This window comes from Pseudoalteromonas sp. 0802, from assembly GCF_013350085.1.
Lineage (GTDB): Bacteria > Pseudomonadota > Gammaproteobacteria > Enterobacterales > Alteromonadaceae > Pseudoalteromonas.
In genome coordinates this window covers 483,896-506,893 of record NZ_JABVXE010000001.1, presented here as the reverse complement: position 1 = coordinate 506,893, position 22,998 = coordinate 483,896, and the positions used below count along the sequence as shown (strand labels likewise).

The 22,998-nt window shown below is 41.6% G+C and carries 20 protein-coding genes; 16 read left to right on the top strand and 4 right to left on the bottom strand.

From position 1 onward, the window contains the following. Positions 1-52: 52 nt before the first annotated feature. The 6 genes from msbA to tcdA are packed head-to-tail and all read left to right on the top strand — an operon-like array spanning position 53 to position 5,174. On the top strand, positions 53-1,795 hold the full coding sequence (gene msbA / locus HUS61_RS02405; protein ID WP_175082015.1) for a lipid A export permease/ATP-binding protein MsbA: 1,743 nt from the start codon (positions 53-55) through the stop codon (positions 1,793-1,795). Continuing rightward, entirely contained in the window at positions 1,795-2,772 is a 978-nt protein-coding gene (lpxK, locus tag HUS61_RS02400) for a tetraacyldisaccharide 4'-kinase (RefSeq protein ID WP_175082014.1), read from the top strand. Before msbA ends, lpxK begins: the two co-directional genes overlap by 1 nt. Beyond that, positions 2,762-2,959 carry a Trm112 family protein gene (locus HUS61_RS02395; protein WP_036968654.1) on the top strand — a complete coding sequence of 66 codons (198 nt, stop codon included), beginning with the start codon at positions 2,762-2,764 and terminating at the stop codon, positions 2,957-2,959. Before lpxK ends, HUS61_RS02395 begins: the two co-directional genes overlap by 11 nt. Continuing rightward, complete coding sequence (gene kdsB / locus HUS61_RS02390) at positions 2,947-3,702, top strand: 3-deoxy-manno-octulosonate cytidylyltransferase (RefSeq protein ID WP_175082013.1); 756 nt, start codon at positions 2,947-2,949, stop codon at positions 3,700-3,702. The genes HUS61_RS02395 and kdsB overlap by 13 nt, the downstream gene beginning before the upstream one ends. A 2-nt stretch (positions 3,703-3,704) precedes the next feature. Further along, positions 3,705-4,379, top strand: coding sequence for a TIGR01621 family pseudouridine synthase (locus tag HUS61_RS02385; RefSeq protein ID WP_063529407.1), 675 nt, complete (start codon positions 3,705-3,707; stop codon positions 4,377-4,379). Then, on the top strand, positions 4,380-5,174 hold the full coding sequence (tcdA, locus tag HUS61_RS02380; RefSeq protein ID WP_054561573.1) for a tRNA cyclic N6-threonylcarbamoyladenosine(37) synthase TcdA: 795 nt from the start codon (positions 4,380-4,382) through the stop codon (positions 5,172-5,174). It abuts the gene before it with no gap. Between the two features lie 3 nt (positions 5,175-5,177). Here tcdA and HUS61_RS02375 read toward each other — a convergent pair whose 3' ends face one another. From HUS61_RS02375 to HUS61_RS02365, 3 genes are all read right to left on the bottom strand, one after another. Further along, positions 5,178-5,591: a SufE family protein gene (locus tag HUS61_RS02375; RefSeq protein WP_175082012.1), complete on the bottom strand. Its 414-nt coding sequence runs from the start codon at positions 5,589-5,591 to the stop codon at positions 5,178-5,180. Positions 5,592-5,604: 13 nt separating this feature from the next. Continuing rightward, entirely contained in the window at positions 5,605-6,819 is a 1,215-nt protein-coding gene (locus HUS61_RS02370) for an aminotransferase class V-fold PLP-dependent enzyme (RefSeq protein ID WP_175082011.1), read from the bottom strand. A 111-nt stretch (positions 6,820-6,930) separates the two neighbouring features. Beyond that, positions 6,931-8,217, bottom strand: a complete 1,287-nt coding sequence (locus HUS61_RS02365; RefSeq protein ID WP_054551373.1) for a citrate synthase — start codon at positions 8,215-8,217, stop codon at positions 6,931-6,933. 409 nt (positions 8,218-8,626) lie between these two features. Here HUS61_RS02365 and sdhC point away from each other — a divergent pair, with 409 nt between their 5' ends. The 9 genes from sdhC to argA all read left to right on the top strand — a co-directional run bounded on the left by sdhC (position 8,627) and on the right by argA (position 19,996). Then, positions 8,627-9,004, top strand: a complete 378-nt coding sequence (sdhC, locus tag HUS61_RS02360) for a succinate dehydrogenase, cytochrome b556 subunit (RefSeq protein ID WP_082401567.1) — start codon at positions 8,627-8,629, stop codon at positions 9,002-9,004. Continuing rightward, entirely contained in the window at positions 8,995-9,342 is a 348-nt protein-coding gene (sdhD, locus tag HUS61_RS02355) for a succinate dehydrogenase, hydrophobic membrane anchor protein (RefSeq protein ID WP_054551371.1), read from the top strand. The genes sdhC and sdhD overlap by 10 nt, the downstream gene beginning before the upstream one ends. Beyond that, complete coding sequence (gene sdhA / locus HUS61_RS02350; RefSeq protein ID WP_054561569.1) at positions 9,343-11,115, top strand: succinate dehydrogenase flavoprotein subunit; 1,773 nt, start codon at positions 9,343-9,345, stop codon at positions 11,113-11,115. 10 nt (positions 11,116-11,125) lie between these two features. Beyond that, positions 11,126-11,842, top strand: a complete 717-nt coding sequence (locus tag HUS61_RS02345; protein WP_054551369.1) for a succinate dehydrogenase iron-sulfur subunit — start codon at positions 11,126-11,128, stop codon at positions 11,840-11,842. A gap of 84 nt (positions 11,843-11,926) precedes the next feature. Further along, complete coding sequence (locus HUS61_RS02340; RefSeq protein ID WP_175082010.1) at positions 11,927-14,746, top strand: 2-oxoglutarate dehydrogenase E1 component; 2,820 nt, start codon at positions 11,927-11,929, stop codon at positions 14,744-14,746. A 3-nt stretch (positions 14,747-14,749) separates the two neighbouring features. Next, positions 14,750-16,246: a 2-oxoglutarate dehydrogenase complex dihydrolipoyllysine-residue succinyltransferase gene (gene odhB, locus HUS61_RS02335; RefSeq protein WP_175082009.1), complete on the top strand. Its 1,497-nt coding sequence runs from the start codon at positions 14,750-14,752 to the stop codon at positions 16,244-16,246. Positions 16,247-16,423: 177 nt separating this feature from the next. Continuing rightward, positions 16,424-17,590, top strand: coding sequence for an ADP-forming succinate--CoA ligase subunit beta (gene sucC, locus HUS61_RS02330; protein ID WP_175082008.1), 1,167 nt, complete (start codon positions 16,424-16,426; stop codon positions 17,588-17,590). After that, entirely contained in the window at positions 17,590-18,462 is an 873-nt protein-coding gene (gene sucD / locus HUS61_RS02325; protein ID WP_175082007.1) for a succinate--CoA ligase subunit alpha, read from the top strand. The genes sucC and sucD overlap by 1 nt, the downstream gene beginning before the upstream one ends. 193 nt (positions 18,463-18,655) lie before the next feature. Then, entirely contained in the window at positions 18,656-19,996 is a 1,341-nt protein-coding gene (gene argA / locus HUS61_RS02320; protein ID WP_054561564.1) for an amino-acid N-acetyltransferase, read from the top strand. A 25-nt stretch (positions 19,997-20,021) separates the two neighbouring features. On the opposite strand, the gene HUS61_RS02315 is transcribed toward argA, so the two are convergent. Next, entirely contained in the window at positions 20,022-21,092 is a 1,071-nt protein-coding gene (locus HUS61_RS02315; RefSeq protein ID WP_175082006.1) for a DUF3083 family protein, read from the bottom strand. Positions 21,093-21,320: 228 nt separating this feature from the next. Between HUS61_RS02315 and glnS the strand changes: the two genes are divergently transcribed. Next, the gene (glnS, locus tag HUS61_RS02310) at positions 21,321-22,988 is read left to right on the top strand and encodes a glutamine--tRNA ligase (protein ID WP_175082005.1); all 1,668 of its coding nucleotides are present in this window, start codon (positions 21,321-21,323) and stop codon (positions 22,986-22,988) included. Positions 22,989-22,998: the final 10 nt, after the last annotated feature.

Sequence of the window (22,998 nt, the reverse complement as noted above, 5' to 3'; positions counted from 1 at the left end):
TTTTTACCCCCTAAAGGCTACAATAGTCGAAGTCTATGAATAAGAGAGTGTTATGGATCAAACTACATCCCAAATCTATAAGCGATTAATCAGTTATGTGGGTGATTATAAGTTAATCGCGTTTTTCGCCATTGTAGGCATGATTGGCTATTCAGCCATGGATGCATTGTTTATAAATTTAATGAAGCCCTTCATTGATGAAGGTTTAAATGATCGTAACACTGATGTTTTAACTTATGCACCATTTGTTGTAATTGCATTGGTATTAGGTCGTGGCATGTTTAACTATATGTCGTCGTACTGTTTAAGTTATGTAGGCTCTCAAGTTGTAAGAACGTTGCGCCAACAATTATTCGAACATATTTTACATCTGCCGGTGTCTTTTCATGATAAAAATTCAAATGGCGATTTAATCTCTAAAATCACCTTTGATACTGAGCAGGTTCAACAAGCCATTACTAAAGCCCTGTTAATTGTTGTTAGAGAAGGGGCGTTTGTTGTTTTCTTACTTTTCAATATGTTTTATACCAGTTGGAAGCTATCACTGATATTTTTAGTCATTATTCCGCTGGTGGCCGTGATCGTTGCCTTTGTATCGAAACGTTTTCGTATGATTTCGAAAAAAATCCAATCTGCTATGGGCCAAGTAACTCGCAGTTCAGAGCAAATGCTATCTGGTCACAAGGTGATTCATGGCTTTGGTGGTCAACAGCAAGAGATATCGCAATTCTCGGCTATTAATAATCATAATCGTCAGCAGCGCATTAAAATGGATGCAACTAAAGCGTTAAGCGTTTCTGTTATCCAAATTTTGGCAGCAAGCGCGATGGCCGTGATTTTATGGGTTGTGTCTTTGCCGTCGATGATTGATACCATCAGTTCAGGTGACTTCGTATTACTTATTTCATCAATGATGATGTTATTACGTCCTCTGAAGCAACTTTCTAACGTTAATAGCGATTTACAACGTGGTATTTCGGCAGCGCAAAGTATCTTTTTAGTACTTGATGAAGAAGTAGAAAAAGACACTGGCACTTACAGCGTTGACAAAGTAACTGGGAAAATTGAAGTGAACAATGTGACCTTTAAATACCCAACGAAAGATGAGCCTGTATTAAAGAATTTATCTCTTTCGATTAATGCAGGCGAAAGCATCGCATTGGTTGGCCGTTCTGGCTCAGGTAAATCGACCATCTCAAATTTATTACCGCGTTATTATGAGCTTGAAGGTGACAGTGAAATTTTGCTTGATGGCGTCAACATTGCTGATTACAAACTGACAGACTTACGTAAGCAATTTGCACTGGTATCTCAGCAAGTGGTTTTATTTAACGACACTATTACGAATAACATTTGCTATGGCCTTGACCGCGAATTAACAAACGAGGAGTTAATGGCGGTTGCCAAGCAAGCCCATGTTTGGGAGTTTGTTAAAGACTTACCAGAAGGTTTAGATACCATGGTGGGTGAAAACGGCGTTATGTTATCAGGCGGTCAGCGTCAGCGAATAGCCATTGCTCGTGCAATATTAAAAGATGCCCCTATTTTGATTCTTGATGAAGCGACATCTGCGCTTGATACTGAATCTGAAAAACTGATCCAGCAAGCACTTGATAGCTTAATGAAAGAAAAAACATCGATTGTGATAGCACACCGTTTATCAACAATAGAAAACAGTGATTGCATTTATGTCATCGACCATGGTCAAGTTATCGAAAAGGGCACGCATGGCGAGCTACTTGAAAAAGACGGTACCTATAGTGCGTTATGTAAGATGCAGTTTGGTGAGCAGTAGTGAGTGTTATTGAAAAAAGCTGGTATAAAAAGCCAGGCTTACTCAGCGTTCTGCTGTTACCTTTCAGTGTGCTTTTTTGGCTTATCTCAACGCTTCGTGCTTTGTTATATAAGCTTAATATACTAAAAGCATTTAAAGCGCATCTTCCTGTCATTGTTGTGGGTAACATTAGTGTGGGTGGAAACGGCAAAACGCCATTTGTTATTTGGCTCGCTGAATACTTACAGCAGCAAGGTTTAAAAGTGGCGGTGATCAGTCGTGGCTATGGTGGTCAGTCTGATTCGTATCCTTTGTTAGTGACTGAACAAACGACGACAGCGCAAGCGGGTGACGAACCAGTACTTATTAAGCGTCGCCTAGGTTGTGTTGTAATGGTTGGCCCTGACCGACAAGCGAGTATAAAAAAATTAGAACAACATGGTGTCGATGTCATTATTTCTGATGATGGCATGCAGCATTATAAAATGGCGCGTGATATCGAATGTTGTATCGTTGATAGTGAACGCCAATTTGGTAACGGTTTATTAATGCCTGCAGGTCCACTTCGTGAAACCAAAGCGCGCTTAAAATCGGTTGATTTAGTCATAGAAAATGGTGGCAGCGCTCAAAGCCGCTATGATTTAACATCAAGCCCATTTCGTACCGTGAGTAATTCAGAACTCGCCAATTCAGTTCAAGATAAAGGCCATGCGGTCAGTGCTATTGGTAACCCCAAACGCTTTGAAATAAGTCTTGAGCAGCAAGGCATTAACTTACTATCAACTCATCATTTTCGTGATCATTATGCCTACCAAGCAAATGACTTTAGCGATTTTGCAGATGACGCTGTATTTATGACAGAAAAAGATGCAGTTAAATGCTTTAGTTTTGCTAAACCAAATTGGTATTATTTACCTGTTGATGCAAAGCCAACAGCAGCAGTTATCGAAAAACTTAATTTATTATTAAAACAAAAAGGGATCCTCAATGGCCTTTGATACAAAATTACTTGAAATTATCGCTTGCCCAGTGTGTAAAGGTAAACTACGTCTTGATAAAGAAAATCAAGAGCTTATCAGTACTGCTGCGAAACTAGCGTACCCAATCAAAGACGATATCCCGGTGCTTTTAGAAAATGAAGCCCGTGAATTAAGCCAAGAAGAGGTTGATAAGTGGAATTCGTAGTCGTTATCCCAGCTCGCTACGCATCGACGCGTTTACCAGGTAAACCACTTGCTGATATTTGTGGTAAACCAATGATCCAACATGTTTATGAAAAAGCGGTTGCATCAGGTGCATCACAAGTTTATGTAGCGACTGATCATCAAACAGTGTTTGATGCAGTAAAGAAGTTTACTGATAATGTATTGATGACACGAGAAGATCACCAATCAGGCACAGAACGTTTAGCTGAAGTTGTTGAACAGTTAAAACTTGAAAGTGACACTATTGTTGTCAACGTGCAAGGTGATGAGCCTTTATTGGCAAGCGAAAACGTATCTCAAGTTGCCATGCTACTTGCTGATTCTGATGCGCCAATGGCGACTTTGAGCACCAGCATTGATGAGATTGATGATATATTTAATCCCAACTGTGTAAAAGTCATTAACGATGCAGACAACAATGCACTGTATTTTTCGCGTTCGCCAATCCCTTATCACCGTGATGCGATGATGAATGATGACCGTGATAAGCTAGATCTTGCTGATTTTGCACGCCATATTGGTATTTATGCTTATCGTGCTGGCTTTATTAAGGACTACATCGATTTACCAGAATCTCGATTAGAGCTTTTAGAGTCTTTAGAGCAGCTTCGCGTACTTTATCATGGTCACAAAATTAAAATCGCAAAAGCTCTGTGTGCACCGCAAGCAGGCGTAGATACCCCTGAAGACTTAGCGCGCGTTATTGCAGTGCTTGGCAACTAAAAATGCATGATGTAAACAATGTTCATCTTCATGCCAGTGAAGATGACTTCTTTGTTTTTTATAAACCAGCAGGTGTGAGCTTTCATAGTGAACAATGTGCTGGTTTTGTCGTACTTGCTGAAGAGCTTGTTAATGAGAAGCTCTATCCGGTTCATAGGCTAGATAAAGTAACATCAGGTTTAATTATATTAGCCCGTAACAAAGAAGCAGCAGCCGAATTCACTTCGCTATTTTCTGATCATAAAATAAATAAGTTTTATCTAGCCGTAAGTGATGCTAAGCCTAAGAAAAAGCAAGGTTGGATAAAAGGGGATATGCAGAAAAGTCGTCGTGGTGCATTTAAGCTGTTAAAGAGCCAAACGAATCCTGCTATCACACGCTTTTACTCAAAAAGTATTCGACCAGGGCTTCGTGCATACTTGTTAAAGCCATTCTCTGGTAAGACACATCAGCTTAGAGTCGCGATGAAAAGCTTAGGCGCTCCAATTCTAGGTGATAGTACGTATGCTGGTAGTAAAGACGAGCGCACAAACTTGCATGCCTATGCACTACAATTTAGTTATAAAGAGCAGCTTAAAGAGTATCGATGTGATTACACTTTAGGTACTCATCTTAATGAAGTTTTTAACTCAGACGAATTCAAAGAGTGGACAGCTCCTTGGACGTTGGATTGGTAAATGAAAGAAACAACACAAGACATTCGTTTTGGTGGCATTAAACGTTTATATGGTCATCAACAATTTGATTGGTTACAACAAGCACATTTTTGTGTCATTGGTATTGGTGGCGTAGGTAGTTGGGCTGCTGAAGCATTGGCTCGAACGGGTGTAGGGCAACTAACCCTCATTGATTTAGATGATATTTGTGCAACCAATGTTAATCGTCAAATTCATGCTTTAACTGGCACCGTAGGCGAAGCAAAAGTAGAAGCGATGAAAACACGTTGTGAGCTTATAAATCCAGATATCAAAATTAATGTTATTGACGATTTCATTACGCTAGATAACATTCGTGAGCATATTCAAGGTTTTGACTATGTGATTGATTGTATTGATGCTGTAAAAGAAAAAGCTGCGCTTATTGCTCACTGTAAACGCATAAAACTACCGGTTATTACAACCGGAGGCGCAGGCGGGCAAACCGACCCTAGTCAAATCAGTTTTGGTGACGTTGCAAAGACAACCCATGATCCATTGCTTGCAAAAGTACGTTATATTTTGCGAAAACAGTACAACTTTAGTAGCAATCCAAAGCGAAAATTTAACGTCGATTGTGTTTATTCTACAGAGCAGCTTGTATATCCAACCTCTGAAGGTGAGGTTTGCCAAGCAAAACAAGGTGCAGATGGTTCAATGAATATGGACTGTAATAATGGTTTTGGCTCTGCAACCATGGTGACAGGCAGCTTTGGCTTTTTTGTTGCAGCCAAAGCGATTAGAAAATACCTTGATAAAAAACAGCGTAGTTTATAAAACTTATTGTTTTTGTTCAGCCATGGTTTGAATTTTATCAACCATGGCTTTAATACCATTACCACGAGAAGGGCTCAAATGGCTAATTAGACCGAGTCGTTCAAATTCATCATAGGCATTAATTTGCGTTGCTTGCTCCGGTGTTAGGCCATTGTATAAGGCTAAAATTAAAGCCAATAGTCCTTTAACGATACGAGTATCTGAATCGCCCGCTAAAACTAGGCTGTTTTCTGTATGATCAAAGTCGATATACAGCCACACTTTACTTTCACAGCCTTTAACAAGGGCATCATCTACTTTGAGTACTTCAGGCATAACAGGTAATTGCTTACCTAAGAGCATTATTTGGCGATATTTTTGCTGCCAGCCTGCAGCTGTTTCAATGTTTTTACTAACGGCTTCAAACGCTGAATTCATAACTTATCCAAAATTAATCTAATAACTCAATACTACTTTTAACAGCACTGATAAAGGCGTCTACATCAGCTTTATTGTTATATAACGCAAAACTTGCTCGTACAGTCCCAGGTATACCTAAATGGCTCATTATAGGTTGTGTACAATGATGGCCACTACGCACGGCAACGCCAAATCCATCAAGTAGGGTGGCTAAATCAAACGGATGTTCATCGCGATAATTAAAACTAATGTTACCGATGTTATCTGTTTGGTTTGAATAGATATTAATACCATCAATAGCTGATAATTGTTTTATCGCATAGTCAAAAACTGTATGCTCATGTTGACGCATTTGCTGAAAATCTAACGATATTAAATAATTTATTGCCTCACTAAAGGCAATGACACCTGCAATATTCGGTGTTCCTGCTTCAAATTTACCCGGCGCATCACGAAAAGTGCTGTGTGTTAGGTTCACTGTTTCGATCATTTCGCCACCGGTTTGATATACATCGAGCGAATTTAACAGCTCAAATCGGCCATATAGGCCTCCTAAACCTGTCGGCCCGAGCATTTTATGGGCAGAAAATACGTAAAAATCACAGGAAATTTCTTGTAAATTAGGGCGTAAATGCATCGCTGCCTGCGCACCATCAATAACAGAAATAGCATTAATGGCTTTACATGCGCTAATGATTGGCGCTAAATCAGTGATATTCCCAAGGGTATTTGATGCATGGGTAATAGCGACTATTTTAGGCTTTTGTTGCTTGATAAATTCACTACAGTGCACGCTATTAATAGTTAAATCATTTTCTATCGGAAAAATAATGACTTCTGCACCGGTACGCTGAGCTAGCTGTTGCCAAGGGACGATGTTGGCGTGGTGTTCAATAGCAGATAGGGCGATTTTATCGCCAGGATTAAGCCTCGAAGCCAGACCATTTGCGATTAAATTAATCGATTCGGTTGCCCCTTTGGTCCACACTATCTCATTATTTTTTACAGAAAAATAATCTGCAAGTAGCGTTCGGGTATGTTCATATTGGCGTGTCGCGTTTTCACTGAGTGTATGGCGGCCGCGGTGCACATTAGCGTTCTCGTGGCTATAAAAACGGCTAAGAGCATTAATAACTGCCTGTGGCTTTTGCGAGGTAGCTGCTGAGTCTAAATACACCAAAGGCTGCTCATTGACTGTTTCATTCAGTATGGGAAAGTCAGCACGTATTTTTGTGATATCGAACATGAAAGGCCTTAAGCTACAAGAATGCGACGATTTTAATTACTTTGCACAAATAGACAAGTGCAGGGCAACAAAAAAGGCCGCATAGCGGCCTTTTTTAAACGCAAATTCGTATTAACGCTTGTCTGTTGGTACGTAATCGCGTGAAGTTTCACCAGTGTATAACTGACGAGGACGGCTGATCTTATGACCAGGTTGAGAAAGCATCTCATCCCAGTGAGAGATCCAACCAACAGTACGTGACATTGCAAAGATTACAGTGAACATGCTTGTTGGAATACCGATTGCTTTTAAGATGATACCTGAGTAGAAATCCACGTTAGGGTAAAGTTTCTTCTCAACGAAGTATGGGTCTTCAAGTGCAATTTGCTCAAGCTTCATAGCGATATCAAGAAGTGGATCTTGAATGTTTAGCTCAGCAAGTACTTCGTGACATGTTTGACGCATTACTGTCGCACGTGGGTCGAAGTTTTTGTATACACGGTGACCAAAGCCCATAAGACGGAAAGGATCAGACTTATCTTTTGCTTTAGCAACGTACTCGTCGATACGGTCAACAGAGCCGATTTCTTCTAACATGTTAAGACATGCTTCGTTAGCACCACCGTGCGCAGGGCCCCATAAAGATGCGATACCAGCCGCGATACACGCGTAAGGGTTAGCACCTGAAGAACCAGCTAGACGAACAGTTGACGTTGATGCGTTTTGCTCGTGGTCAGCGTGAAGCATGAAGATTTTGTCCATTGCTTTAGCAAGAACAGGGCTTACTTTGTATTCTTCAGCTGGTACTGAGAACATCATGTGTAAGAAGTTTTCAGCGAAGCTTAAGTCGTTACGCGGGTAAACAAACGGTTGACCTACATTGTATTTGTAAGCCATCGCAGCGATAGTTGGTAATTTAGCAACTAGCTTGATTGCACTTGTTTTACGTTGTGTTGCGTCAGTGATGTCTAAATCTTCGTGGTAGAAAGAAGAAAGAGCACCTACAACACCACACAGCATTGCCATTGGGTGAGCGTCAAAGCGGAAACCTTGGAAGAAGTTTGCGATTTTAGTATCAAGCATTGTGTTGTGCGTGATTTCTTGAGCAAACGCTTCGTATTGTTCTTTAGTCGGTAATTCGCCGTTTAATAGTAAGTAGCAAAGCTCGATGTAGTTTGATTCATCAGCTAATTGCTCGATTGGGTAACCACGGTGTAATAAAACACCTTTGCCGCCATCGATGTAAGTGATTGAAGATTCACAAGAACCGGTCGACATGAAACCTGGGTCGTAAGTGAAGTGACCGTGTGAACCTAACGTACGTACGTCGATTACGTCTTGGCCAGCAGTGCCTTGGTAAATTGGAAGTTCGATTGGATCAAGACCATCAATATGGACCGTGGCTTTCTTATCCGCCATCTATTTATCTCCTATTAAGATAACAACTCTGATTGTTATGTTCTGAATCTGTTTAAGCACATTCTTTTCATTTTAACGTGAAAGAGGGGTATAAAGTCAATTTTTATAAACATTATGCACAAATGGATAATAAATATTCTGCCAGGATTAAATATTATACTATTGGCTAATTCGCAAACGTCTCTTACTAAACAAGAATTGTAAAAAGACCTTTGGCTATATATACTATCCAAGGTTTTATACCGTATTGTCTGTAGGTAAACTTTATTTTTACATTTGAGTTTTGCATAAGTGTGAACTTTTTGTGTATCAACACGGTTTACTTAGATAGTTCCATCGAAATTCATTTTGATGGGTTTTAGAAAAACAAGTAGATGAGCTCCTTAGTGGGCAAGATGGGCAAGTAACTGTGAAAAAGCAAAGACCTGTAAATCTAGATCTAACAACTATATCTATGCCGGCAACGGCTAAAGCATCAATTTTTCACCGCGTCACCGGTGTTGCATTATTTTTTGCTTTAACGTTTGTCATTTGGGCTTGGTCTGAGTCTCTTTCTTCTGCAGAAGGTTTTGAATTCGTCAAGGGTCTGTTCAGCGGATTCATTGCCAAATTCATAGCATGGGGCACCATTTCTGTATTGGCGTATCACTTAATCGGTGGTATCCGTCATATCATTATGGACATGGGTCACTGGGAAGAACTTGAATCAGGTAACTTCAGCGCTAAAGTTGCATTAGCTTTAGGTGTTGTAGCTGCAATTCTAGCAGGAGTGTGGATATGGTTTTAAATCAAGCAACTCTTAAACGTGATGGTGTACAAGATTTCGTATCACTACGTGCAACAGCATTAATAATCAGCGCTTACGCGATTTTTATTATCGGCTATTTTTTATGTACGCCAGAAGTCACTTTCGAAGCCTGGCAAGGCCTATTCTCTAACCTAGCAATGAAAGGGTTTACCTTAATTACCCTAGTTTGCATTATGGTTCACACCCGTATCGGCCTTTGGCAAGTTCTTACTGACTATGTTAAATGCGCTAAATTACGTGCTGTTTTAGGCTTTGTATTAAACCTTATGGCTGTTGCTTACGTAGCAATTGGTCTAATCGTTTTATGGGGTGTTTAAGTGAATTATTCTGTTCGTGAATTTGACGCTGTAGTGATTGGTGCAGGTGGTGCGGGTATGCGCGCAGCACTAGCTATCACTGAATCAGGCAAAACCTGTGCACTTATCTCAAAAGTTTTCCCTACACGTTCTCACACTGTGTCTGCACAGGGTGGTATTACGGTTGCTCTGGGTAACTCACATGAAGATAACTGGGAATGGCACATGTACGATACTGTTAAAGGTTCCGATTTCATCGGTGACCAAGACGCTATCGAATATATGTGTAAAACAGGCCCAGAAGCTATTACTGAATTAGAAAACATGGGTTTACCATTTTCTCGTTTTGAAAATGGCCGTGTTTACCAACGTCCTTTCGGCGGTCAGTCGAAAAACTTTGGTGGTGAACAGGCTGCACGTACTGCAGCAGCAGCTGACCGTACTGGTCACGCGCTATTACACTGTTTATACCAACAGAACGTTAAAAACAAAACTAACGTATTCTCTGAGTGGTACGCACTAGATTTAGTTAAAAACAGCGACGGTCACGTTGTTGGTTGTACAGCAATCGACATCGAGTCTGGCGAAGTTGTTTACTTCAAATCAAAAGCTGTTGTTTTAGCAACAGGTGGTGCAGGCCGTATCTACGCATCGACAACGAATGCACACATCAATACTGGTGACGGTGTTGGTATGGCTACACGTGCTGGTGTTGCAATGCAAGATATGGAAATGTGGCAGTTCCACCCAACAGGTATCGCCGGTGCCGGTGTACTTGTAACTGAAGGTTGTCGTGGTGAAGGTGGTTACCTTCTTAATAAAGACGGCGAACGCTTCATGGAACGTTACGCACCAAATGCAAAAGACTTAGCGTCTCGTGACGTTGTTGCTCGTTCAATGATGACTGAGATCCGTGAAGGTCGTGGTTGCGATGGTCCTTACGGTCCTCACATCAAGCTTAAGCTTGACCACTTAGGTGAAGAAACACTTAACTTACGTCTTCCAGGCGTATGTGACCTTGCGAAAACATTCGCACACGTTGATCCAGCTAAAGAACCAATTCCAGTTATCCCAACATGTCACTACATGATGGGTGGTGTTCCAACTAACGTAAATGGTCAAGCATTACAAATTGATGCAAACGGCCAAGAGAAAGTAGTTGAAGGTTTATTCGCTGTTGGTGAGATTGCATGTGTATCTGTACACGGTGCTAACCGCCTAGGTGGTAATTCACTACTTGACTTAGTTGTATTCGGCCGCGCAGCTGGTAACTTCTTAGGTAAGTACCTTAACGGTGTTGAAGCAGGTAAAGATGCGTCTGATTCAGACCTTGAAGCATCACTTGCACGCTTTAACCGTTGGGAAAACTCTAAAGCTGGCCAAGGTGAAGACCCAGTACAAATCAAGAAAGACCTACAAATGTGTATGCAACTTAACTTCTCGGTATTCCGTGAAGGTGATGCAATGGCAACAGGTCTTAAAGAGCTTAAAGAAATTCGTGAACGTCTTCAGTACGCTCGTCTTGACGACAAGTCGACTGAGTTCAACACTGCACGTATCGAATGTCTAGAGCTTGATAACTTGATGGAAACAGCATACTCAACAGCAGTAGCTGCAAACTTCCGTACAGAAAGCCGTGGTGCACACTCTCGTTTTGACTTCCCAGATCGTGATGACGATAACTGGCTATGTCACTCTATCTATAACCCAGTTACAGATGAAATGACAAAACGTGAAGTAAACTACGCGCCGAAACTGCGTGAAGCTTTCCCACCTAAAGCACGTACATACTAGGAGCGAGACGATGGCACAAGTACAATTTTCGGTTTATCGTTACAATCCAGATGTTGATAATGCACCACGTATGCAGGACTTCTCGCTAGAAACGCAAGAAGGCCAAGATATGATGGTATTGGATGCGCTTATGCAATTAAAAGAGCAAGATCCAACATTATCATTCCGTCGTTCATGCCGTGAAGGTGTGTGTGGTTCTGACGGTATCAACATGAATGGTAAAAACGGTTTAGCGTGTATTACTCCTTTATCAACGCTACTAAAAGGTGGCAAAGGTAAAATCGTAATTCGTCCTTTACCAGGTTTACCTGTGGTACGTGACCTTGTTATTGACATGAGTCAGTTCTACACTCAATACGAAAAAGTTAAGCCTTACCTAATCAACGACACGCCTGCGGCGGGTGAGCGTCTTCAGTCAATCGAAGAACGTGATAAGTTAGATGGCTTATATGAGTGTATCTTATGTGCATGTTGTTCAACATCGTGTCCTTCGTTCTGGTGGAATCCAGACAAGTTCATCGGTCCTGCGGGTCTTCTTCATGCGTATCGTTTCTTGGCTGATAGCCGCGATACAGCTACTGAAGAGCGTCTTGCTGACCTTGACGATGCGTTCAGCGTGTTCCGTTGTCACAGTATCATGAACTGTGTTAGCGTGTGTCCAAAAGGTCTTAACCCGACCAAAGCAATTGGACAAATCAAATCAATGCTTTTAAACCGCGCTGTTTAAAGCTTGAATATGTAAGGTGGTTAAGTGATTAACCACCTTGTTTTTACAACAATTAATTTCTGCGCTAAAGAAAAGGGCTTATAAATGCACGAAGGTGTGATGAAGGCATGGCTAGAATCTTCTCACTTAAACGGCGGTAACGTTGCTTACGTAGAAGAGCTTTATGAAGCGTACTTAGATGATGCGACTTCTGTGCCAGAAGAATGGCGAGAAGTGTTCGAACAATTACCAAAAGTTGATGGTGTGGATGTTGACGTTAAACATTCAGAAGTTCGTTCACAATTTGCACAGCTTGCTAAAAACAAGCATAGAGAAGTAGTGGTAGCAGAGGGTGGTTCTGGCGATCCTAAACAGGTCAAGGTGCTACAACTTATTAATGCTTTCCGTTTCCGTGGTCACCAAAATGCCAACCTAGATCCATTAGGAATTTGGCAACGCGAACGTGTTCGTGATCTAGAATTAGAGTACCACGATTTATCTGAAGCTGATTTTGACCGTGAATTCAATGTGGGTTCGTTTGCTGTCGGTCGCGAAACCATGCCATTAGGTGAGCTATATCAAGCACTCAAAACGACTTATTGTGGGTCGGTAGGTGCTGAGTATATGCACATCACTTCAACTGAAGAAAAACGTTGGCTACAACAACGTTTAGAATCAGTGCAATCACGTCCAACGTTCTCTAAAGAAGAAAAGCTACGTATCCTTAAAGGATTAACAGCTGCAGATGGCCTTGAAAAATATTTAGGGGCTAAGTTCCCTGGTGCAAAACGTTTCTCACTTGAAGGTGGTGACGCATTAGTACCAATGCTTAAAGAACTAATTCATCGTGCAGGTGAAAGCGGACAAAAAGAAGCTGTTATTGGTATGGCTCACCGCGGTCGCTTGAACGTACTAGTGAACGTTTTAGGTAAAAACCCATCAGAATTATTCGATGAGTTCGCTGGTAAACACAAAGACACATTAGGCTCAGGTGATGTTAAATATCACATGGGTTATTCATCTGACTTTGCAACGAACGGTGGCAACGTGCACATGGCACTTGCATTTAACCCGTCTCACTTAGAAATCGTTAACCCAGTGGTTATGGGTTCGGTACGTGCTCGTCTAGACCGTCTAGGTGATAAGTCAGGTATTAAAGCATTACCAATTACTATTCACGGTGACTCTGCAATCGCAGGTCAAGGTGTTGTACAAGAAACATTTAACTTATCGCAAACTAATGCATTTAGTTGTGGTGGTAGTATCCGTATCGTTGTCAATAACCAAGTTGGTTTTACAACGTCTAAACAGTCTGATGTACGTTCTACACCATACTGTACTGATATTGCGAAAATGGTTCAGGCACCAATTTTCCACGTTAACTCTGACGATCCTGAAGCGGTTGCATTTGTTACTCAAATCGCACTTGATTTCAGAAACCAGTTTAAACGTGATGTAGTGATTGATTTAGTATGTTATCGCCGTCATGGTCATAACGAAGCGGATGAGCCGAACGCGACTCAACCACTTATGTACCAAAAAATCAAAAAGCATCCAGTACCTCGTCTAATTTACGCAGACCAATTAGTTGCTGAAGGTTCATTCTCAGAAAATGAAGTAAAAGCACTTGCTGATGATTACCGTAACGGTTTAGACAAAGGCAACTGTGTTGTTGAAGAAATTCAACTAGAAACATCGCACTCTTCTGATTGGGCTAAGTTTGTTGGTCACGATTGGGATGTTGAGTACGATGCAACAGTATCGGTTGAGAAGTTAAAAGAGCTTGGCGAAAAAGTAGCAAGCTTCCCAGAAAGCCACAAAGCACAGTCGCGCGTTAAGAAAATCTACGACGACCGTAAGCTAATGGCGACAGGTGAAAAACCACTTGACTGGGGTATGGCTGAAACACTTGCTTATGCAACCCTTGTTGATGCAGGTACAGATATCCGTTTAACCGGTCAAGATTCAGGCCGTGGTACATTCTTCCACCGTCATGCTGTTGTTCATAACCAAAAAGATGCATCAACATACTTGCCGCTGCAAAATATCAGCGCAAAGCAAGGTGCATTTGAAGTGTATGACTCAGTTCTTTCTGAAGAAGCGGTACTTGCATTTGAATATGGTTACGCAACAGCTGAACCTACGTCACTTGTAATGTGGGAAGCACAATTTGGTGACTTCGCTAACGGTGCACAAGTTGTATTTGACCAATTCTTAAGTTCAGGTGAGCAGAAGTGGGGCCGTTTATGTGGTCTTACATGTTTACTTCCACACGGTTATGAAGGTCAAGGTCCTGAGCATAGCTCGGCACGTTTAGAGCGTTTCTTACAGTTGTGTGCTGATCACAACATGCAAGTATGTGTTCCTTCAACACCTGCGCAAGTTTATGCAATGCTTCGTCGTCAATCAGTACGTCCACTTCGTCGTCCATTGATTGTTATGACGCCTAAGTCGCTACTTCGTCACCCGTTGGCAACATCTACACTTGAAGAGTTATCTGAAGGTGTATTCCACAATATGATCGATGAAATCGATGATATTGCTGCAGATAAAGTAGAACGCGTTGTATTCTGTAGCGGTAAAGTTTACTACGAGCTACTACAAGAGCGTCGTAAGCAAGAATTAAATAACATTGCTATTGTTCGTGTAGAACAATTATATCCATTCCCACACGCTGAGATGGATACAATCATGCAGCGTTACCAACACGTTAAAGATTTTGTTTGGTGTCAAGAAGAGCCACAAAACCAAGGTGCATGGTATTGTTCTCAACACCACTTTGTTGATGCAATCCCAGCCGGTGCTAAATTAACTTACGCAGGTCGTAAAGCATCAGCATCACCAGCGTGTGGTTACATGTCAGTGCATAATAAAGAACAACAAGCGCTCGTTGCAGATGCGCTTACTATTGAAAAGAAAGGATAAGCAATGAGCACAGAAATTAAAGTTCCTGTACTTCCTGAGTCGGTTGCTGATGCTACTGTTGCAACATGGCACGTAACTGTTGGCGACAAAGTAAGCCGCGACCAAAACTTAGTAGATATCGAAACAGATAAAGTTGTTTTAGAAGTTGTTGCACCAAATGACGGTGTAATTACTGAAATTTCACAAGAAGAAGGTGCAACGGTACTTGGCGAACAAGTAATTGCATTACTTGGTGATGCAGATGCTGCACCAGCAAGTGACGAATCAGCACCAGCTCAATCAGAAGACGCGCCAGCGGCGCAATCAGCACCAGCATCAGAAGGTAAAGAAGTGGACATTAAAGTACCTGTACTTCCAGAATCAGTCGCAGACGCGACAATTGCTACTTGGCACGTTCAACCAGGTGAAGCGGTAACGCGCGACCAAAACCTTGTTGACATCGAAACTGATAAAGTTGTTCTTGAAGTTGTTGCTCAAGAAGACGGTATCATGGGTGAGCACATTCACGCTGAAGGCGAAACAGTACTTGGTGAGCAAGTAATTGGTACAGTTAAAGCGGGTGCAGCACCGGCAGCAGCTCCTAAAGCTGAAGCAGCACCAGCAAGCGATTCAAATGATAGCTCTGACGTATTAACGCCGTCAGTTCGTCGTTTAATCGCTGAGAAAGGCCTTGATGCATCAAAAATCAAAGGTACTGGCAAAAATGGCCGTGTAACTAAAGAAGATGTTGATACATTCTTAAAAGCACCGGCAGCAGCGCCTAAAGCGGAAGCAGCAGCGCCAGCAGCACCTATGGGTGACCGTACGCAAAAACGTGTTCCTATGACTCGTTTACGTAAAACAATCGCTAATCGTCTTCTTGAAGCGAAAAACTCAACTGCAATGTTAACGACGTTCAACGAAGTTAACATGAAGCCAATCATGGACCTTCGTAAGCAGTACCAAGAAGTATTCGAAAAGCGTCACGGTATCCGTTTAGGTTTCATGTCTTTCTACGTGAAAGCAGTTACTGAAGCACTTAAGCGTTTCCCTGAAGTAAATGCGTCTATCGACGGTGATGACATTGTTTATCACAACTACTTCGACATCAGCATCGCGGTTTCTACACCACGTGGTCTTGTTACACCAGTACTTAAAGACTGTGACAAGCTATCAGTTGCTGAAATCGAAAAAGGTATCCGTGAGCTAGCGCTTAAAGGTCGTGACGGTAAATTATCAATTGATGACATGACAGGTGGTAACTTCACTATCACTAATGGTGGTGTATTCGGTTCATTACTATCTACACCAATCATCAACTTACCACAGTCTTCAATTTTAGGTATGCACAAAATCCAAGAGCGTCCTATGGCTGTAAATGGTAAAGTTGAAATCTTACCAATGATGTACTTAGCGTTATCTTATGATCACCGCCAAATCGATGGTAAAGAATCAGTAGGTTTCTTAGTAACAATTAAAGAGTTACTTGAAGATCCGACTCGTTTACTACTAGATGTTTAATCTGGTTGTATGAAAACTAAGCTGTGAACCTCGTTCACAGCTTTTTTTTTGCGCCTTTGGTCTAACTGGGGTTTTCATGTGGAGCCTTGGGATTTATACTAAGTGCGCAATTTGGGATAGCTGTTTATTTTGCATAAATATTCAGCTCTTTTAGTATAAAAAATTGGATAAAGCATCATGAATTTGCATGAGTATCAGGCAAAACAACTTTTTGCCGAATATGGTTTACCAGTTTCTCAAGGTTTCGCTTGCGATACACCTGAAGAAGCTGCAGCAGCTGCTGAGAAAATCGGCGGTGATATGTGGGTTGTTAAAACACAGGTTCACGCAGGTGGCCGTGGTAAAGCTGGCGGTGTTAAGCTAGTTAAAACAACTGACGAAGTTAAAGAGTTCGCTGCGAACTGGTTAGGTAAAAACTTAGTTACTTACCAAACAGACGAAAATGGTCAGCCAGTATCAAAAATTCTTGTTGAAAGCTGCACTGACATCGCTAACGAATTATACCTTGGCGCTGTAGTAGATCGTGCTTCTCGTAAAGTTGTTTTCATGGCATCTACTGAAGGTGGTGTTGAAATCGAGCAAGTTGCAGAAGAAACTCCAGAACTAATTCACAAAGCTGAGATCGATCCACTAGTTGGTCCTCAAGCTTACCAAGCTCGTGAGTTAGGCTTCAAACTAGGTTTAAACCCTACTCAAATGAAACAGTTCGTTAAGATCTTCATGGGTCTTGCTAACATGTTCAACGATTTCGATTTCGCTCTATTAGAAATCAACCCGCTAGTAATCACAGACGAAGGTAACCTTCACTGTCTAGACGGTAAAATCGGTGTAGATGGTAACGCGCTTTACCGTCAACCTAAAATCCGTGAAATGCACGATCCTTCACAAGAAGATGCGCGTGAAGCTCACGCTGCAAGCTTCGAGCTTAACTACGTTGCACTAGACGGTAACGTTGGTTGTATGGTTAACGGTGCAGGCCTAGCAATGGGTACTATGGACATCGTAAACCTACACGGTGGCAAGCCAGCTAACTTCCTAGATGTTGGTGGCGGTGCAACTAAAGAGCGTGTATCTGAAGCATTCAAGATCATCTTATCTGACGACAACGTTAAAGCTGTTTTAGTTAACATCTTTGGTGGTATCGTACGTTGTGACATGATCGCAGAAGGTATCATCGGCGCAGTTAAAGAAGTAGGTGTTAACGTTCCTGTAGTAGTACGTTTAGAAGGTACTAACGCTGAACTTGGTCGTGAAGTACTAGCTAAGTCTGACCTTAACATCATCGCTGCTGAATCACTAACAGACGCAGCTGAAAAAGTTGTTGCTGCTGCGGAGGGCAAATAATGTCTGTATTAATCAATAAAGATACAAAAGTTATCTGTCAAGGTTTCACAGGTGGCCAAGGTACTTTCCACTCTGAGCAAGCGCTTGAGTACGGTACACAAATGGTTGGTGGTGTAAGCCCAGGTAAAGGCGGTCAAACGCACCTTGGTCTTCCAGTATTCAACACTGTACGTGACGCTGTTGAAGCAACTGGCGCAACTGCATCAGTTATCTACGTACCAGCACCTTTCTGTAAAGATGCAATCTTAGAAGCTATCGATGCTGGCATCGAGCTAATCGTTTGTATCACTGAAGGTATCCCAACACTAGACATGGTTGACGTTAAAGTTAAGCTTGATCAAACTGGTGTTCGTATGATCGGTCCTAACTGCCCAGGTGTTATCACTCCGGGTGAAACTAAGATCGGTATCATGCCTGGTCACATCCACAAGCCTGGTAAAGTAGGTATCGTATCACGTTCTGGTACTCTTACTTACGAAGCGGTTAAGCAAACTACTGACGCTGGTTTCGGCCAATCAACATGTGTTGGTATCGGTGGTGACCCAATCCCTGGCACTAACTTCATCGACGTTTTAGAAATGTTCGAAAAAGACGAGCAAACTGAAGCTATCGTTATGATCGGTGAAATCGGTGGTACTGCAGAAGAAGAAGCTGCAGAATACATCAAGCACAACGTGACTAAACCAGTTGTTTCTTACATTGCGGGTGTTACTGCACCTCCAGGTAAGCGTATGGGTCACGCTGGTGCAATCATCGCAGGCGGTAAAGGTACTGCTGATGAGAAATTTGCTGCATTAGAAGCTGCTGGCGTAAAAACTGTACGTTCACTAGCTGACATCGGTGCTGCACTTAAAGAGAAAACAGGCTGGTAATCAGTTTTAATCTCTTAAAAAGGCTCGCTTTTGCGGGCCTTTTTTGTATCTATCACTTTTTTGTTCCCTACAAGAAAATTCCAATCACAAATTAAGAATAATAATGCTTTATTTGTGAATATAAATTCTCTACACTTGTGGCTTGTATATCTGTTTTTATTAAAACATTCGACTTTAATAAGGTAAATATTACGTGCGTACCACAGAATTGGTAGATGGATTTCGCCAGTCAACCCCATACGTTAATGCTCACCGCGGTAAAACATTCGTTGTTATGCTTGGCGGAGAGGCGATCGATCAGTCTGGTTGTCGCAGCATCATCAACGATGTCGCGCTATTAACTAGTCTTGGTATTAAGATTGTTTTAGTGTTTGGTGCTCGCCCACAGTTTAACGCAGCGCTTGAACAAGTTGGCATAACTAGTCAGTTTCATAATGAGATACGGGTAACTGATAACGCAACATTTGATGTGATCAAAAAAGTAGCGGGTGCGATGCAGTTCGATATAACGGCGCGTTTATCTACGTCTTTAAGTAGTACACCTATGTCGGGCTCATTTTTAAATGTGGTGAGTGGTAATTTTGTTATTGCTCAGCCTTTAGGTGTTGATGAAGGTGTGGACTATCATCATTCAGGTAGAGTGAGACGTATCGATGTTGCGGGTATTCGCCACCAGTTAGATAACAACGGAATTGTTCTGCTTGGGCCAATAGCGGCATCTGTCACAGGTGAAAGTTTTAACTTAACTGCTGAAGAAATTGCTACGCAAGTAGCTCTCAAACTACGCGCCGATAAAATGCTTGGCTTTTGTAAAGAAGCCGGTATTTTGGATGAAAATGGTGAGGCGATTGCAGAGCTAATGCCAAATGAAGCTGAGCAGCTACTAGTAAACTATCGCAAGCAACCTGACTCATGTGTAAGCGCAACCGTATTCTTACAAGCTGCAATTGATGCTTGTCGAGGTGGCGTACATCGTTGCCATCTTGTTAGTTACAAAGAAGATGGCGCCTTATTACAAGAGCTGTTCTCTTTAGATGGTATTGGTACACAAATCGCACCACAAAGCTCTGAGCAATTACGAAGTGCAAGTATTGCTGATATTACCGGAATCATTAACCTTATAAGACCCCTTGAACAGCAAGGCTATTTGGTGCGCCGTTCTCGTGAACAGCTAGAAATCGAAATTGAACAATTTACGGTTATTGAGCGTGATGGTCTTATTATAGCGTGTGCGGCTTTGTATCCGTTTGCTGATGAACAAGTAGGGGAGTTTGCAAGTTTGGCTGTTCACCCTCAGTACCGAGATGCCGATCGCGGCAGTTATCTACTGAGGTTTATTATTAATAAGGCTAAACGTGCGGGTTATTCGCATTTATTTGCACTCACTACACGCAGCATTCACTGGTTTTTAGAGCAAAGCTTTGAAATAGTGACAGTTGATGAACTACCTGCGAAGAAAAAAGCGCTTTATAACCATGAACGCCGCTCTAAAGTATTACGTCTAGATTTAACTAAGCTAGGAAATAAGAGGTGACGCATGCGCATCACCTCTTATACTTTTAATATTGATAGTTAATGTGCTGATAAAAACGCACGCGTAAATCTTGGCGAGTTGGATTAAATGCCAGCTCGTCAGTAACTTCATTTATCGCATTTTGCACTTGATTCATAAACTTACCATAACCAATGTCATGCTTGTCTTTACCGGCTGCGGCAATCACAAAATGGAGTGAATCTACAAGTTGATCTGCATCCCAATACTGTTGTAATTGCACCTGCTCAGAGCTGCAATCAAAGGTCAGCTTTTGCAGTTCGCTGTTACTTTGTGCGTTATCAATATTGCTATTACGAACAATAGGGCGGGTACCGTTAGCGATGAAAGCGCCGAGTGTTAATCCGCGTTTATCACATGCTCGTTTGAACGCATCAAAGATATATTGATAAAACTGCGTATAATTCTCTTCATTCAACATATGCTGAAATTGCGTTTTAATGGCGCGAGTTACTGGAATCGAAAACCCAGCGTATGTCATCTCACTGTGTTCATTTGGTAAATGACATTGGCGAGACTGGTAACGTGGATATAAGCTACGTAATTTATAGCCATAGCTTTCTTTGTGACCTTTTGCTTTAGCAAATAAATCATATGTTAGATGTTGGTGGTCACGAATTTTAAGAGGTGGTTGGCCGCTTAGTAGTTTTTCTTGTAGCGAGTTGATCACTCTTTGCACATTATGATGAAAACTAGCCGCATAAGCGCGAATATCTTCACCTGTTGCTAAGAATAATAAACGAATTTTTTTGCATTTTTGCTCACCATCAGCAAATACATTATGTGCTTCATGGTATTGTGGGTTATAGAAAAACAAAATTTGCTTAGCGGTTTCTAAGCTATATGCCTCATCATGGTAACGGACCACTGGCAGTTTATCGTTGGCGATTAGGTGTACATTATGTAATTCATACTCATCACATAGTGCAAATAACTCCCTTGCAAGACGCTTATAAGCACAGCTCACATTGGTGAACTGGGCAAAAAACTCATCAGTAGGTTTAAATTCAACTAACACATACTGGTTTGCACGTGCTGAGCTTGGAATATAGACTCGATGTTGATTGAGCGAAGCCATCTTTTTTCCTTATTGGTAGTGAAACTGACGGCACTATATCGCTAGTCAATGATCATTTTATTGCGTTAGAACAATTTTTTTACCGATTTTGTCGAGTCTGTGAACTATGTATTCAACAATCGACGTAATATCTTCAATAAACATGAAGCAACCACTGTATGTTAGGGTTTGTTTTTGTAATAATGCATTAGTTTTGTCACCATGCAATATTCAGAGGATTATGCTCCTATGGCGGAAATTGAGAATCGCCCAAGTAACTTTATTAGAACGCGTATCGACGAAGATCTAGCAAGCGGTAAGCATGCGACTACACACACGCGTTTTCCACCAGAACCAAACGGTTTTTTACACATTGGTCATGCAAAGTCTATTTGTTTGAATTTTGGTATCGCCCAAGATTATCAAGGTCTTTGTAACTTACGTTTTGATGATACGAATCCAGAAAAAGAAGACATCAACTACGTAAACTCGATTAAAGAAGATGTGCAGTGGTTAGGTTTCCAGTGGGATGGTGAAATTAAATATTCATCTAACTATTTCGATGCGTTATATGGCTATGCTGTTGAGCTTATCGAAAAAGACCTAGCATATGTGTGTTTCTTATCGCCAGATCAAGCCCGTGAATACCGTGGTACTTTAAAAGAGCCAGGTAAAAACAGCCCATACCGTGATACGCCAGTTGAAGAAAACCTAGCGTTATTCGAAAAAATGCGTAATGGTGAATTCAAAGAAGGTGAGTGTGTACTGCGTGCTAAAATCGATATGGCAAGCTCATTCATGGTACTGCGTGATCCGATTATTTACCGTGTACGTTTTGCTCATCACCACCAAACAGGTGACAAGTGGTGCATTTACCCAATGTACGACTTCACGCACTGTATTTCAGATGCGCTAGAAGGTATTACACATTCATTATGTACGCTTGAGTTCCAAGATAACCGTCGCTTATACGATTGGGTATTAGATAACATCAGCCTTGAGTGTCATCCGCAACAAATCGAGTTCTCACGATTAAATCTTGAGTACACCATTATGTCTAAGCGTAAATTAAACGACTTAGTGGTAAATGGTCATGTTGAAGGCTGGGACGACCCACGTATGCCAACGATTGCTGGTTTACGTCGTCGTGGTTATACACCTGCATCAGTACGTGAGTTCTGTTCTCGTATCGGTATCACTAAACAAGAGAACATGGTTGAAATGGGTATGCTAGAAGCCTGTATCCGTGAAGACCTAAATGAGCATGCACCTCGTGCGATGGCTGTTCTTGATCCTGTTAAGATTGTTATCGAAAACTATGACGCAGATAAAGTAGAGACGTTATCTGTTGCTAATCACCCGAATAAAGAAGAGATGGGTCGCCGTGACGTACCTTTCACTCGTGAACTTTATATCGAGCGTGAAGACTTCCGTGAAGAAGCAAACAACAAGTTTAAGCGTTTAGTTCTTGATAAAGAAGTACGTTTACGTGGTGCTTATGTAATTAAAGCTGAGCGCGTTGAAAAAGACGAAAACGGCGAAATTACGACTATCTTCTGCTCTTATGATCCTGAAACTCTCGGTAAAAACCCAAGTGATGGCCGTAAGGTTAAAGGTGTAATTCACTGGGTATCAGCGAGTGAATCTATCACAGCTGAAGTTCGTTTATACGACCGTTTATTTAACGTGCCAAACCCAGCGGCAGCAGAAGACTTTAACGCAACACTAAACCCTGAATCACTTGTGGTTCTTGAAAATGCGAAAGTTGAGCCATCACTTGCAAATGCACAAGCAGAGCAGGGCTTCCAGTTTGAGCGTACAGGTTACTTCTGTCGTGATAGCAAAGCAGAAACATTAGTATTCAATCAAACTGTGGGTCTTCGTGATTCATGGGCAAAGATTGAACAAAAGGGCTAATAGCTAATTT

Bases quoted from the DNA above. Each gene is read 5' to 3' on its own strand.
- HUS61_RS02345 (WP_054551369.1), top strand. From the start codon at position 11,126: ATGGCACAAGTACAATTTTCGGTTTATCGTTACAATCCAGATGTTGAT.
- sucD (WP_175082007.1), top strand. From the start codon at position 17,590: ATGTCTGTATTAATCAATAAAGATACAAAAGTTATCTGTCAAGGTTTC.
- glnS (WP_175082005.1), top strand. From the start codon at position 21,321: ATGGCGGAAATTGAGAATCGCCCAAGTAACTTTATTAGAACGCGTATC.
- sdhD (WP_054551371.1), top strand. From the start codon at position 8,995: ATGGTTTTAAATCAAGCAACTCTTAAACGTGATGGTGTACAAGATTTC.
- HUS61_RS02395 (WP_036968654.1), top strand. From the start codon at position 2,762: ATGGCCTTTGATACAAAATTACTTGAAATTATCGCTTGCCCAGTGTGT.
- HUS61_RS02385 (WP_063529407.1), top strand. From the start codon at position 3,705: ATGCATGATGTAAACAATGTTCATCTTCATGCCAGTGAAGATGACTTC.
- HUS61_RS02340 (WP_175082010.1), top strand. From the start codon at position 11,927: ATGCACGAAGGTGTGATGAAGGCATGGCTAGAATCTTCTCACTTAAAC.
- HUS61_RS02365 (WP_054551373.1), bottom strand. From the start codon at position 8,217: ATGGCGGATAAGAAAGCCACGGTCCATATTGATGGTCTTGATCCAATC.
- HUS61_RS02370 (WP_175082011.1), bottom strand. From the start codon at position 6,819: ATGTTCGATATCACAAAAATACGTGCTGACTTTCCCATACTGAATGAA.
- msbA (WP_175082015.1), top strand. From the start codon at position 53: ATGGATCAAACTACATCCCAAATCTATAAGCGATTAATCAGTTATGTG.
- HUS61_RS02315 (WP_175082006.1), bottom strand. From the start codon at position 21,092: ATGGCTTCGCTCAATCAACATCGAGTCTATATTCCAAGCTCAGCACGT.
- HUS61_RS02375 (WP_175082012.1), bottom strand. From the start codon at position 5,591: ATGAATTCAGCGTTTGAAGCCGTTAGTAAAAACATTGAAACAGCTGCA.
- odhB (WP_175082009.1), top strand. From the start codon at position 14,750: ATGAGCACAGAAATTAAAGTTCCTGTACTTCCTGAGTCGGTTGCTGAT.
- sucC (WP_175082008.1), top strand. From the start codon at position 16,424: ATGAATTTGCATGAGTATCAGGCAAAACAACTTTTTGCCGAATATGGT.
- tcdA (WP_054561573.1), top strand. From the start codon at position 4,380: ATGAAAGAAACAACACAAGACATTCGTTTTGGTGGCATTAAACGTTTA.